At 61.9% G+C, this 13,731-nt stretch carries 9 protein-coding genes and 1 pseudogene; 5 read left to right on the top strand and 5 right to left on the bottom strand.

Going from position 1 to position 13,731, the window contains the following annotated elements:
* Window position 1: 1 nt before the first annotated feature.
* The 4 genes from narH to AB5S05_RS16400 all read right to left on the bottom strand — a co-directional run bounded on the left by narH (window position 2) and on the right by AB5S05_RS16400 (window position 8,192).
* A complete protein-coding gene (narH, locus tag AB5S05_RS16415) occupies window positions 2-1,540 on the bottom strand; it encodes a nitrate reductase subunit beta (RefSeq protein WP_369288594.1) in 1,539 nt (512 codons plus the stop codon).
* Window positions 1,541-1,646: 106 nt separating this feature from the next.
* The gene (locus AB5S05_RS16410) at window positions 1,647-5,417 is read right to left on the bottom strand and encodes a nitrate reductase subunit alpha (RefSeq protein ID WP_369288593.1); all 3,771 of its coding nucleotides are present in this window, start codon (window positions 5,415-5,417) and stop codon (window positions 1,647-1,649) included.
* 67 nt (window positions 5,418-5,484) lie between these two features.
* Entirely contained in the window at window positions 5,485-6,900 is a 1,416-nt protein-coding gene (locus AB5S05_RS16405; protein WP_369288592.1) for a NarK family nitrate/nitrite MFS transporter, read from the bottom strand.
* On the bottom strand, window positions 6,897-8,192 hold the full coding sequence (locus tag AB5S05_RS16400; protein ID WP_369288591.1) for an MFS transporter: 1,296 nt from the start codon (window positions 8,190-8,192) through the stop codon (window positions 6,897-6,899). Before AB5S05_RS16400 ends, AB5S05_RS16405 begins: the two co-directional genes overlap by 4 nt.
* A 231-nt stretch (window positions 8,193-8,423) precedes the next feature.
* Here AB5S05_RS16400 and AB5S05_RS16395 point away from each other — a divergent pair, with 231 nt between their 5' ends.
* The 5 genes from AB5S05_RS16395 (at window position 8,424) to AB5S05_RS16375 (ending at window position 13,335) form a co-directional block, all read left to right on the top strand.
* On the top strand, window positions 8,424-10,226 hold the full coding sequence (locus tag AB5S05_RS16395) for a histidine kinase (RefSeq protein ID WP_369288590.1): 1,803 nt from the start codon (window positions 8,424-8,426) through the stop codon (window positions 10,224-10,226).
* Window positions 10,223-10,861: a two-component system response regulator NarL gene (gene narL, locus AB5S05_RS16390; protein ID WP_369288589.1), complete on the top strand. Its 639-nt coding sequence runs from the start codon at window positions 10,223-10,225 to the stop codon at window positions 10,859-10,861. Before AB5S05_RS16395 ends, narL begins: the two co-directional genes overlap by 4 nt.
* A gap of 362 nt (window positions 10,862-11,223) precedes the next feature.
* Complete coding sequence (locus AB5S05_RS16385; RefSeq protein WP_369288588.1) at window positions 11,224-12,084, top strand: AbiJ-NTD4 domain-containing protein; 861 nt, start codon at window positions 11,224-11,226, stop codon at window positions 12,082-12,084.
* Between the two features lie 92 nt (window positions 12,085-12,176).
* Window positions 12,177-13,013: a DUF6236 family protein gene (locus tag AB5S05_RS16380; protein ID WP_369288587.1), complete on the top strand. Its 837-nt coding sequence runs from the start codon at window positions 12,177-12,179 to the stop codon at window positions 13,011-13,013.
* Between the two features lie 82 nt (window positions 13,014-13,095).
* The gene (locus AB5S05_RS16375; protein WP_369288586.1) at window positions 13,096-13,335 is read left to right on the top strand and encodes a hypothetical protein; all 240 of its coding nucleotides are present in this window, start codon (window positions 13,096-13,098) and stop codon (window positions 13,333-13,335) included.
* Window positions 13,336-13,613: 278 nt separating this feature from the next.
* On the opposite strand, the pseudogene AB5S05_RS16370 reads toward AB5S05_RS16375, so the two are convergent.
* Window positions 13,614-13,731: pseudogene (locus AB5S05_RS16370) on the bottom strand (IS110 family transposase); the annotation flags it as partial.

The following is a 13,731-nucleotide window of genomic DNA, read 5'->3' as shown; positions in this document are numbered from 1 at the left end:
CTCAGTCCTCCCACAGCTGCACGGTTTTCAGGATGTCGCGCTGGTTGGCCTTCTTCGCCCCGAACATGTTGGTGTCAGACGCACCACTACATCCGCTGCCGAAGCTGAAGCCGCAGCCGGAGCGCTCGGCGAAGGCATCGCTCATGGCGTCCTCGCGGTGGGCGCTGGGTACCACGAAGCGGTCTTCGTAGTTGGCGATGGCCAGGTAGCGGTACATGTCCTCGACCTGGGCCACGCTCAGGTCGACCTCGGCCAGCACCTTGAGGTCCTGCACGCCCTCGACCTGCTCGGCACGCTTGTAGGCGCGCATCGCCAGCAGGCGCTTGAGGGCCAGCTTGACCGGCTTCTCGTCGCCGGCGGTGAGCAGGTTGGCCAGGTAGCGCAGCGGTATGCGCAGGCTGTCGACATCCGGGATCACCCCGTTCATGCCGACCTGGCCGGCTTGCGCGGCGTTCTGGATCGGCGACAGCGGCGGCACGTACCAGACCATCGGCAGGGTGCGGTATTCCGGGTGCAGCGGCAGGGCCAGCTGCCAGTCCACCGCCATCTTGTACACCGGGGACTTCTGCGCGGCGTCGAGCACCGATTGCGGCACGCCGTCGGCCAGGGCCTGGGCGATCACCTTGGGGTCGTGCGGGTCGAGGAAGATCTCCAGCTGCTTCTGGTACAGGTCCTGCTCGTTCGGCGTGCTGGCCACCTCATGGATGCGGTCGGCGTCGTACAGCAGCACGCCGAGGTAGCGGATGCGGCCCACGCAGGTTTCCGAACAGACGGTGGGCATGCCGGCCTCGATGCGCGGGTAGCAGAAGATGCACTTCTCGGATTTGCCGCTCTTCCAGTTGAAGTAGATCTTCTTGTACGGGCAGCCGCTGATGCACATGCGCCAGCCGCGGCACTTCTCCTGGTCGATGAGGACGATGCCGTCCTCCTCGCGCTTGTAGATCGCCCCGCTCGGGCAGGACGCCGCGCACGCCGGGTTGAGGCAGTGCTCGCACAGGCGCGGCAGGTACATCATGAAGGTGTTTTCATACTCGCCGTAGATGTCCGCCTGGATCTTGTCGAAGTTCTTGTCCTTGCGCCGCTTGGCGAACTCGGTGCCGAGGATCTCCTCCCAGTTCGGGCCCCATTCGATCTTCTGCATGCGCTGGCCGCTGATCACCGAGCGCGGCCGCGCGGTCGGCTGGTGCTCGCCCAGGGGTGCGGTGTGCAGGTGCTGGTAGTCGAAGTCGAACGGCTCGTAGTAGTCGTCGATGCTGGGCAGGTCCGGGTTGGCGAAGATGTTCGCCAGCACGCGGAACTTGCCCCCGATCTTCGGGTTGATCGAGCCGTCCGGGTTGCGCACCCAGCCGCCCTTCCACTTGTCCTGGTTCTCCCATTCCTTGGGGTAGCCGATCCCGGGCTTGGTCTCGACGTTGTTGAACCAGGCGTATTCCATGCCTTCGCGGCTGGTCCAGACGTTCTTGCAGGTGATCGAACAGGTGTGGCAACCGATGCACTTGTCCAGGTTCAACACCATGCCAATTTGTGAACGAATTTTCATTGTGTCGACTCCTCTACCTGAACCCCAACCTGAACCTCGTGAGATGGCATGGTGCAAGCACCATGCGCTATCGCCATTGGTGAACGAATCTTCATGGCATCAATCCTCAGATATCTTGTGGCAGGGGTTGTGGCAGGGCGTCGCCGTCGCTGCCGTCCAGCCAGTCGACCTTGGCCATCTTGCGCACCACCACGAACTCGTCGCGGTTGCAGCCGACGGTGCCGTAGTAGTTGAAGCCGTAGGCCTGCTGGGCGTAGCCGCCGATCATGTGGGTGGGCTTGAGCACCACGCGGGTCACCGAGTTGTGGTGGCCGCCGCGGGTCTTGGTGGTCTCGCTGCCCGGCACGTTCACGATGCGTTCCTGGGCGTGGTACATCATCACCATGCCCTCCTTGACCCGCTGGCTGACCACCGCCCGGGCGGTCAGCGCGCCGTTGGCGTTGAAGCACTCGACCCAGTCGTTGTCCTCGATGCCGGCGCGCTTGGCGTCGATCTCCGAGAGCCAGATGATCGGCCCGCCGCGGCTCAGGGTGAGCATGATCAGATTGTCGCTGTAGGTGCTGTGGATGCCCCACTTCTGGTGCGGGGTAATCCAGTTGAGGACGATTTCGGTGTTGCCGTTGCCGCGCTTGCCCTTCACGTAGTCGATGGTGCGGGTGTTGATCGGCGGCCGATAGCTCATCAGCTGTTCGCCGAATGCCTGCATCCAGGGGTGATCCTGGTAGAACTGCTGGCGGCCGGTGATGGTGCGCCACGGGATGTACTCGTGGACGTTGGTGTAGCCGGCGTTGTAGCTGACGTGCTCGTCTTCCAGGCCGGACCAGGTCGGGCTGGAGATGATCTTGCGCGGCTGCGCCTGGATGTCGCGGAAGCGGATCGCCTCGTGCTCCTTGGGCAGGGCCAGGTGGCTGTGGTCCAGGCCGGTGAACTCGGACAGCGCCGCCCAGGCCTTGACCGCCACGTGGCCGTTGGTTTCCGGAGCCAGGGAGAGGATCACCTCGGCCGCATCGATGGCCGACTCGATCTGCGGCCGCCCCTTGCTCACGCCCTCCTCGCGCACGCTATGGTTGAGTTCGCCGAGGAACTTGACCTCGTGCTCGGTGTTCCAGTTGATGCCCTTGCCGCCGTTGCCCAGCTTGTCGAGCAGCGGACCGAGTGAGGTGAACTTCTTGTAGACGTTCGGGTAGTCGCGCTCGACCACGGTCATGTTCGGGCAGTTCTTGCCCGGCACCGGCGCCTCGCCAGCTGTCTTCCAGTCGCTGCCGCCGAACGGCTGGGCCAGCTCGCCGGGGCTGTCGTGCAGCAGCGGCACGGTGACCAGGTCGTGCTCGACGCCCAGGTGCCCGACCGCCATGGCCGAGAAGCGCTTGGCGATGCCCTTGTAGATCTCCCAGTCGGAACGCGATTCCCAGGCCGGGTCGATGGCCGCCGACAGCGGGTGGATGAACGGGTGCATGTCGGAGGTGTTCATGTCGTCTTTTTCGTACCAGGTCGCGGTCGGCAAGACGATGTCCGAGTAGACGCAGGTGCTGGACATGCGGAAGTCCAGGGTGGTGACCAGGTCGAGCTTGCCGATAGCGCCGTCGTCGACCCACTCGACATCGCCCGGCTTGAAGCCGCCGCGCTGGCCGAGGTCTTCGTTCATCACGCCGTTCCTGGTGCCCAGCAGGTACTTGAGCATGTACTCGTGGCCCTTGCCCGAGCTGCCCAGCAGGTTGGAGCGCCAGATAAACATGTTGCGCGGGAAGTTGGCCGGGTTGTCCGGCTGTTCGCAGGCGAAGCGCAGGCTGCCGTCCTGCAGCGAGCGGGTCACGTAGTCGACCGGCGACAGGCCGGCGGCGGCGGCGTCACGGGTGATCTGCAGCGGGTTGCGGTTGAGCTGCGGCGCGCTCGGCAGCCAGCCGGCGCGTTCGGCGCGGATGTTGTAGTCCAGCGCGTGCTCGGGGAACTGCGACTTGTCGGCCAGCGGCGAGAGCACCTCGTGCATGCTCATCTTCTCGTGGCGCCACTGCGAGCTGTGGCCGTAGAAGAAGCTGGTGCCGTTCATCTGCCGCGGCGGGCGGCTCCAGTCCAGGCCGAAGGCCAGCGGCAGCCAGCCGCACTGCGGACGCAGTTTTTCCTGACCGACGTAGTGGGCCCAGCCGCCACCGGTCTGGCCGACGCAGCCGCACAACATCAGCATGTTGATCAGGCCACGGTAGTTCATGTCCATGTGGTACCAGTGGTTCATCGCCGCGCCGACGATGATCATGCTGCGACCCTTGGTCTTGTCGGCGTTGTCGGCGAACTCGCGGGCGATCTGGATCGCCTTCTCGCGGCTGACCCCGGTGATCTGCTCCTGCCAGGCCGGGGTGCCCGGCACGCTGGCGTCGTCGTAGTCCTTGGCCACGTTGCCGCCGCCCAGGCCGCGGTCGATGGCCAGATTCGCCGCCGACAGGTCGAACACGGTGGCGACCTTGGCCTGGCTGCCGTCGGCCAGGGTGATTGAGCGCACCGGCACGCGGCGCAGTTGCACCGCTTCGCCGGCGACGTGCTGGAAGTGCTCGTGGGTCTGGCCGCCGAAGTACGGGAAGGCCACCTCGGCGACTTCTTCGCCGATCAGGCTCAGCTGCAGCTTGACCTCGCGGCCCTCGCCGCCTTCGCGGGCCTCGATGTTCCACTTGCCCTTCTCGCCCCAGCGATAGCCGATCGAACCCTGCGGCGAGACCAGCTGGTTGGTTTCGCTGTCCAGGGCGATGGTCTTCCACTCGGGGTTGTTGTCCTGGCCGAGGTTGCCGGCCAGGTCGGCGGCGCGCAGGAAGCGATCCGGCTGGTAGCTGCGCTCTTCAGTTCCGGAGCCTGCGTGATCCTTGAGCAGCACCAGCACCGGGAAGTCGGTGTAGCGGCGCACGTAGTCGGTGAAGTAGGCGCTCGGCTTATCGAGGTGGAATTCCTTGAAGATGACGTGGTTGAACGCCTGGGCCAGCGCCGCGTCGGTGCCCTGCTTGGGGTTGAGCCAGAGGTCGGTGAGCTTGGCCACCTCGGAGTAGTCCGGGGTGATGGCCACGGTCTTGGTGCCCTTGTAGCGCACCTCGGTGAAGAAGTGAGCGTCCGGGGTACGGGTCTGCGGGACGTTGGAACCCCAGGCGATGATGTAGTTGGAGTTGTACCAGTCGGCCGACTCCGGCACGTCGGTCTGCTCGCCCCACACCTGCGGCGAGGACGGCGGCAGGTCGCAGTACCAGTCGTAGAAGGACAGGCACACCCCGCCGATCAGCGACAGGTAGCGGCTGCCGGCGGCGTAGCTGACCATCGACATGGCCGGGATCGGCGAGAAGCCGACCACCCGGTCCGGGCCGTACTGCTTGACCGTGTAGACGTTGGCGGCGGCGATGATCTCGTTGGCCTCGTCCCAACTGGAGCGGATGAAGCCGCCCATGCCGCGCTTGCTCTTGTAGCTGTGGGCCTTGGCCGGGTCCTCGACGATGCTCGCCCAGGCCTCGACCGGCGCCAGGGTGCGACGCGCCTCGCGCCACAGCTTGAGCAGCGGCTTGCGGATCTTCGGGTACTTGAGGCGGTTGGCGCTGTAGATGTACCAGCTGTAGCTGGCGCCGCGCGGGCAGCCACGGGGCTCGTGGTTGGGCAGGTCGTTGCGGGTGCGCGGGTAGTCGGTCTGCTGGGTTTCCCAGGTGATCAGGCCGTTTTTCACGTAGATCTTCCAGGAGCACGAGCCGGTGCAGTTCACCCCGTGGGTGGAACGCACGATCTTGTCGTACTGCCAGCGCGAACGGTAGACGTTCTCCCAGTCGCGCGACTCGATGCGGGTTTCCCCATGACCATCGGCGAACTCGCCTTGCTTGCGGTTGAAAAAGCGCAGTTGGTCGAGAATATGACTCATCGTTGTTTCCTCTCAGGCCGGGTGTGGGCGGCGGCCCGCACCCGGTGCGGTCATTAGCGGTAATGGCTCAGCAAGGCATCTCGGCGCCCTTGCGCGCATAGCTCCACCAGGTCAGCAGGATGCAGCTGACGTAGAAGGCGATGAACACGTACAGGGCCATCTGCGGGCCGCCGGTCAGCGCCATCGAGGTGCCGAACGACTTGGGAATGAAGAAGGCGCCGTAGGCCGCCACCGCCGAGCTGAAGCCGAGCACCGCGGCCGACTCCTTGCCGGCGTTCTTCATCGCCGCCTCCTTGACCTGGGCCGAGGCCCCGGCGCTGGCGCGCTCGTGCTGGGTGCGGAAGATCACCGGGATCATGCGGAAGGTGGAGCCGTTGCCGATGCCGGTGGTGATGAACAGCAGCATGAACATGGCCAGGAAGCCGTAGAAGTTGCCGCCCTCGCCGCCCTGCGGGAGGAAGGCGAGCACGCCGAACACCGCCGCGATCATCACCACGAAGTTCCACAGGGTGACACTGGCGCCGCCCATCTTGTCCGCCAGCCAGCCGCCCAGCGGGCGCACCAGGGCACCGACCAGCGGGCCGAGGAAGGCGAACTTGAGCGGATCGACGCCGGGGAACTGGGTCTTGATCAGCAACGGGAAGCCGGCGGCGTAGCCGATGAAGGAGCCGAAGGTGGCGATGTACAGCCAGCACATCAGCCAGTTGTGCTTGCGGGTGAAGATCACCGCCTGCTCGCTGAACGAGGCCTTGGCGCTGGACAGGTCGTTCATGCCGAACCAGGCGGCGATGGTCACCGCGGCGATGAAGGGCACCCAGATGAAACCGGCGTTCTGCAGCCACAGCTGGTTGCCGTCGGCCAGTTCCTGCGGATTGCCGCCGGCGGCGCCGAACAGGCCGACACCGATCACCAGCGGCACGCAGAACTGCATCACCGACACGCCCAGGTTGCCCAGGCCGGCATTCAGGCCCAGCGCGGTGCCCTGCTGGGCCTTGGGATAGAAGAAGCTGATGTTGGACATGCTCGAGGCGAAGTTGCCGCCGCCGAAGCCGCACAACAGGGCGATGAGCACGAACACGCTGTAGGGGGTGTTGACGTCCTGCACGGCAAAGCCCATCCACAGCGCCGGGATCAGCAACGAGGCGGTGCTCAGGGCGGTCCACTTGCGCCCGCCGAAGATCGGCACCATGAACGAGTAGAAGATGCGGAAGGTGGCGCCCGACAGCCCGGGCAGGGCCGCCAGCCAGAACAGCTGGTCGGTGCTGAAGCTGAAACCGATGCTGTTCAGGCGCACGGTCACCGCGCTCCAGACCATCCACACCGAGAAGGCCAGCAACAGCGCGGGAATCGAGATCCACAGGTTGCGGGTGGCGACCGACTTGCCGATCGAAGCCCAGAAGTGCGGGTCCTCGGGGCGCCAGTCGTCGATCACCGGGCCCGCCTTGGGGCCCTGGCCGAGGGCCGGGTTCTTGATTGCAGTCATGCTCTTTCTCCTTCAACGGGCAGCAAAGCGGGAGCCATGGAACCCTCGGCGACGTGGGAGGCCTGGCCCATGATTGGGGTCTTGCGAACTTCGCTGAAGTACATCCAGATCAGGGAGACCCAGACCACGCCGTACATCAGCATGAAACAGGAGGAGCGCACGCCGGTGAGGTCGACCATGGCGCCGAACAGGATCGGCAGGACGAAGCCGCCGAGGCCGCCGGCCAGGCCGACGATGCCGGAGATGGCGCCGATGTTGTGCGGGTAGTCATCGGAGATGTACTTGAATACCGAGGCCTTGCCGAAGGCGAAGGCGATGCCGATGACGAACAGCAGCACGGTGAACAGGGTCGGGCTCAGGCCGATGTGGAAGTTCTGCGGGCCGTTGACGGTCTGCACGGTCAGCTCGGTCTGCGGGTAGGACAGCAGGAACAGGCAGATCCAGCTCACCCACATCACCCACCAGGTCACCTTGTGCGCGCCCCACTTGTCCGCCATCCAGCCACCGAAGGCGCGCAGGATGCCGCCCGGCAGGGAGAAGCAGGCGGCCAGCAAGGCGGCGCTCTGCAGGCTGAAGCCGTATTCCTGGACGTAGTACTTGGTCATCCACAGCGCCAGCGCCACGTAGCCGCCGAAGACGATCGAGTAGTACTGGCAGAAGCGCCACACGTGGGGATCGCTCAGGGTGCGCAGCTGATCCCAGAAGGACACGGTGCTGGCGACCCGGTGCTCTTTCTGCTCGTAGGTGAAGAACCAGAACAGCAGCGCGGTGATGAACATGATCGCCGAGTAGACCTTGGGCACCATCTGCCAGCTGGCGGCGGCGATGATCGCCGGGGCGACGAACTTGGTCAGCGCCGCGCCCGCGTTGCCGGCGCCGAACACGCCCATGGCGGTGCCCTGCTTGGCCTTGCTGAACCACTTGGCGACGTAGGCGATGCCCACCGAGAAGGAGCCGCCGGTGAGGCCGACGAACAGGCCCAGGACCAGGAACTGCCAGTACTCGGTGGCGTAGCTGATCAGGTAGATCGGCAGCACGCAGGCCAGCATCAGCACGAAGAACACGATGCGCCCGCCGAACTTGTCGGTGAGCATGCCCAGCGGCAGGCGCACCAGCGAGCCGGTCAGCACCGGAGTGGCGGCCAGCAGGCCGAACTGGGTCTCGTTGAGTTGCAGGAGCTCCTTGATCGGTACGCCGAGCACGGCAAACATCATCCAGACCATGAAGCAGATGGTGAATGCCGTGGTGCTCATGCCCAGCACCAGTGCCTGCTGCAGTTTTTGGCTCGCCATGACCAGTCCTCTGTCGGTTGTCATGGCGGCAGACTAGGGCCTAAGTCCCGGCGGAAATTGACTCAGGTCAACGGCCAGAAGGCGCCGAACGCCTAGACTTGGCCCCGCCTACCACTAAAGTAGTAGCCCGGTTTTTCTCTATTTTGTCCTTTAGTTTCAGTGCCTTAGGTAATTCAATCGAACCGCCGGCGGCCACGCTGGCACCTGCGAACTCTTTGGGGGTAGTACGCCATGCTGCAATGGTTGAGAAGCTCGATCCCCGCCCGCGCCGGCCTGGCGGTGGTGCTGATCGCGGTGCTGGCGCTGTCCAGCGCGATGAGCGCCGGGCTGATCGCCTGGATCAGCGAGGACGATGCCGCCGCCATCAACACCGCCGGCTCGCTGCGCATGGCCACCTACCGCCTGAGCTGGCACCTGGAGGCCGGCGCGCCCGAGGCGCAGATCCTGGCCCTGCGCGACGACCTGCAGCGGCGCCTGGACAGCGGCGACCTGCAGCACCTGGTCAGCGACCACCCCGGCGATCCCCTGCGCCAGGCCTACCGGGCCATCCAGATGCTGTGGAAGGAGCAGATGCGCCCGGCCCTCGACCGTGGCGATGCAGGCGCCTTCCAGCGGCGTGCCGACACCTTCGTCGAGCAGCTCGAGCACTTCGTCACCCTGCTGCAGAAGAAGAGCGAGCAGCGCCAGGGCTGGCAGCAGAGCATCCAGGGCGCGGCGCTGCTGCTGACCGTGGTGATCCTGCTGGTGGGCATGTACGAGCTGCACAACAGCGTGATCAACCCCCTGCAGGAGCTGGTCGACACCGCCGAACGCTTCCGCGCCGGCGACCTGCATGCGCGCGTGGCGTACCGCTCGGAGGACGAGCTGGGGCAGATGGCCCTGAGCTTCAACGCCATGGCCGAGGCCATCGAGGAGTCCCACCGCACCCTGGAAAGCCGGGTGGCGCACAAGACCCAGAGCCTGGCCCAGGCCAACGCCGCCCTCGAACTGCTCTACCAGAGCAGCCGCGGCTTCGCCAGCCAGCCGGCCCACGCCGAACAGCTCGACGAGCTGATCGACAGCTTCCAGCAACGCCTGCCCGGCCTGCGCCTGACCCTGTGCCTGCACGGCAACCCCAGCGAGCCGGTCGAGCACCTGATCGCCCTGCACGGCGATCAGTCGCGGGAAATCTGCTCGCGCAACGACTGCGCCTCCTGCGAGCAACGGCAGCTGCCCAACCTGCAGAGCTTCCCGATCAACAGCCAGGGCAACACCCTCGGCGAGCTGCGCGCGCGCTACCTCGACGGCCACGCGCCCAAGCCCTGGGAGGGCCAGCTGATCGAGGCCCTGGCCAACCTGATCGGCACCTCGCTGTCGCTGGAACGCCAGCGCGAACAGGACAACCGCCTGCTGCTGCTCGACGAGCGCACCACCATCGCCCGCGAGCTGCACGACTCGCTGGCCCAGGCCCTGACCTACATGAAGCTGCAGGTCAGCCGCCTGCAGACCCTGATCAAGCGCGGCGAGAGCGCCGAGCAGCTGACCGAGGTCAGCGACGAGCTGCGCGAGGGCCTGAACAGCGCCTACCGCCAGCTGCGCGAGCTGCTGACCACCTTCCGCCTGCAGATCCAGGAAGGCGGCATCGACAAGGCGATGGACGACACCGCCCAGGAGTTCGCCGCCCGCGGCAACATGCGCGTGCTGCTGGAAAGCGAACCGCTGGCCTTCGGCCTCTCGGCCACCGAACAGGTGCACCTGCTGCAGATCGCCCGCGAGGCCCTGTCCAACTGCGCCCGCCACGCCGGCGCCGAGCAGGCCTGGGTGCACCTGCGCCAGGTCGGCGAAGAGGTCGAGCTGCTGATCGAGGACGACGGCTGCGGCATCGCCCCGGGTTTCGACAGCCGCCAGCACCACGGCCTGAACATCATGCAGGAGCGCGCGCGCAGCCTGCACGGTGAGCTGCAGATCGGCCCGCGCACGCCGAGCGGCACCCGCGTCCAGCTCCACTTCCGCCCGGTTTTCCTGGCCAGCCACCCACTCGAGGCCCCGCTATGAGCAGCCCCACCCCGCACACCCTGTTCCTGGTCGACGACCACCCGATGATGCGCCGCGGCATCCGACAGTTGCTGGAGCTGGAAGACGACCTGAGCGTCATCGGCGAGGCCAACAACGGCGAGCAGGCCCTGGACCAGATCGAGCAGCTGCAGCCGCAGCTGGTGCTGCTGGACAACAACATGCCCCAGCTCAACGGCGTGGAAACCCTCAAGCGCCTGCGCGAGCAGGGTTTCGCCGGTAAGGTGCTGCTGTTCACCGTGTCCGATTCCGAGGAGGACGTGCGCGACGCCATGCGTTTCGGCGCCGACGGCTACCTGCTCAAGGACATGGAGCCCGAACGGCTGATCGAGCAGGTGCGCGAGGCCCTGCAGGGCGCACTGGTGGTCAGCCCGGGCCTGACCCAGGTGCTGGCCCAGGCCCTGCGCTCGCCCCAGGGCGCCAGCCAGGCCGACCTCACCGAACGCGAGCGCCAGGTGCTGAAGATGATCGCCGGCGGCCACAGCAACAAGGCGATCGGCAAGCGCCTGGGCATCACCGAGGGCACGGTCAAGGTGCACGTGAAGAACCTGCTGCACAAACTCGGCCTGCGCTCGCGGGTCGAAGCCGCGGTCTGGGCCCTGGAGCACGCCCGCTAAGCGGCCTGGCCGGATGGTCGATATTGATTGATGGCTGGCGGGCTGCGCCGTCACTCCAGGGCGGTGTACCGGCACTCTATTGGCGCTGCTCGAAGCGTCCCACCAGCTTAGGCTGCCGATCGGGGGCACTTCTCTCGGCGCCATGGACGCCTGCCCTGCCCCCTGCTAGCTTCTGCCTATCACGCACTCACAAGGAAGGTCCGATGTCGCGTTTGCCTGCCCCGCCTGTCGCGTTTCTCACGGCGGATACCCAGAATTTCAACAGGTTAAGCGTGTCGCCAGCAGGTTATGCGACAGGCCCAGACTTTTATGCGACAGCGATGTCGTCTAATTAATAGTTAAGCTCAAAGCCGGAGAGAGACTTGAAATTTTCCCAAAGAAAAGGGTTAACCCCGACAGGAAAAATACTTCAGATCGACTCTATTGATGAAGAATTGATGAATTCTTTATGGAGTGTTCTCACGGCATTTTACTGGGAGAAATTCGATCGCTATAAGTGGGATATGGGTAGGCGATCAGATTATATCTCAGGCAGTAATTTAAACGGATTGTTCACATCACTATGGTTGCATTATTTCAAGAAGCCAATCGACACCATACCAACGTACTTTTATGATGAAAGGGATGGGCTTGGAATTCTGAGAAAATATTTTTTCTCTGCTAATTGGTATGAAATATACGACTTTATTGAATCTATTGCTGCATACGGACCAAAGCAACAGAAAGCGGATTTCATTGCAGCATGCAACAGCTTTCTTGAGAGAGAAAACTCTGCATATCGCTTCGTCGATGGAAAAATTGCTGAAATTAGTTCGCCAGATGAGATTGGCGAGATTGAGGATGCAATATCCAAGTCAACACCTTATTACGGGGTACGACAGCATCTGAGTACCGCAATCTCGATGCTGAGCGATCGTGCAAATCCTGACTACAGAAACTCGATCAAAGAATCAATTTCCGCAGTTGAAAGCTTGTGTAGAACCGTTAGCGGCCAAGAAAAGGCTACATTAGGGGCGGCTTTAAAGGCTTTGGAAAGTAAAGGTCTAATGCATCCCGCTCTAAAGTCAGCGTTTAGTTCACTATATGGCTATACAAACGATTCGGGCGGTATTCGTCATGCACTCATGGAAGAAAGCAACCTTACAAGCGCCGATGCTCGTTTTATGTTAATAAGTTGCTCAGCTTTTATCAATTATGTAATAGCTTCAACAAGTAACGCTTAACAAATGGTATTCAAATCGCTCGCTCCGCTCACTGGGACGGGCTAAAGCCCGCCCCTTAACCAAACGTTAGCACTCTTTAGATTGGAGTCTCGATGAGTAAAAAAGGTATTGTGCTTTCTCCCCCTTTTACTCCGCTGCCAGCGGGAGGAATAAGATGTGGTGGAGACCCGTCACCGCTGGATTTAAGAAAATATCTAATGTACTGGGATGAAATAGATTATCCCTCAAATAACTTTATACATATTTCTTCGCCAGACATTGACTACTTGGAAAAAGCAAAGGCCTTAAAAAGGACCAATGTAGTTTTCCAGGGAACTGTAAGCTCGGGCCAAGGAGAGTTTTTTGTTGCCGCACAAGAAGCTGCCCTAATGGAAAATCAGAAAAATGAGCCCGGTTCTTGGACTATAGCTCAAGTATCTGGCGTACCTTTTTATACGCAATCACATGCAGGTATTGCAGTTGATTTTGAGCTTTATGGGATGCTTCCTATACCATCAGAAGATACTCCCCTCGCGGATATCCTTGAGTTCAAGGTACAACGAAGAGACGAGCTAATTGCGTTTAGAAACTACTTAGACGATATATATCAAAAAATAATTAGTTCTGCAGATATTCCCAGAGCAAAGAACACTGAAATTGCGAAGCTAGAGCTGGCGATAAATGATTTAAATAAAGTGTTAAATGAAAGTGGTATGCGCCGTGTCGTTACAAATTTACGAAATACAATAAATTTGGATTTTTCTGGAATTATTGGTGTTGGCCTTGGAGCCGCAGGTGTGGCATCGTTAATTCATATGTCGCCGCTGTTGTTAGGCATGGCAAGCGCGGGTGTGGTAGTTGGATTTAAATCAATTGCTATGCCTGGTGCGACAAAGTGCCCAACTCAGTTTAGCTACCTTAATAGTGTCAGGCAAAACTTCAAGTGCTAACAAAGCGCTGCTGTCGGACAAATTTTCCGCTGCGCTCCAAATTTGCCGCAGAGCGCGGCGTTAGCAGTATATGGTGCACTCATTGAAAACTGTCGATAAGAAATCACGTTTGATAGCTCGTATCTTCGGTGCAGCGTTTGCTGTTTTTTTGTATAAATTATTAGTTATTGGTGCTTTTTCTTATAATTCTATGGGAAGTGAAGTAACCGTAACCGCAAGTAGTAACCCTGTGAAGTTTTACTTTGCCATTGTTTGGTGCTCAATCTTGTTTTTGGTGTGTGCTTACTTTGGGTTCATTGCAAAACTAAAGGCAGGGAAATAATACTGCTAACAAGGCATATATGGACTCTCCCCACAAGCGGCGAGCATAGCTTTTCCAGCCCTGTCGTCAGTGCGGTTGCATTCGTATATCCGGCCTGTGTTGGGCGTTGCCGCCCTGGCCACTCTGTAGTTCGCACGACGGGGGCCAAGCGTTCAAACGATCACGCAGATCAGCATTGTTATCGGCCTTGCTCCGTCGCAGGACTCGCCTGTTCCGACAGTCTCGCGTCTCACCACAACCACCCGGAAACCTTCATTCCCTTCTTATTACCCCCGCCGTCAGGCGGGCCTGACGCTCTGCCAGTCGCCACTGAAACGTCGCTCGTGACACCACACCGCCCAGCAGATCCGTACCAGCTTGTTGGCCAGGGCCACCGCCGCCTTGTTGTGGCCGATG

Source organism: Pseudomonas zhanjiangensis (assembly GCF_041027545.1).
GTDB lineage: Bacteria > Pseudomonadota > Gammaproteobacteria > Pseudomonadales > Pseudomonadaceae > Aquipseudomonas > Aquipseudomonas zhanjiangensis.
Note: the sequence above shows the minus strand (reverse complement) of the source record. Positions and strands in the feature narration are given on the sequence as shown.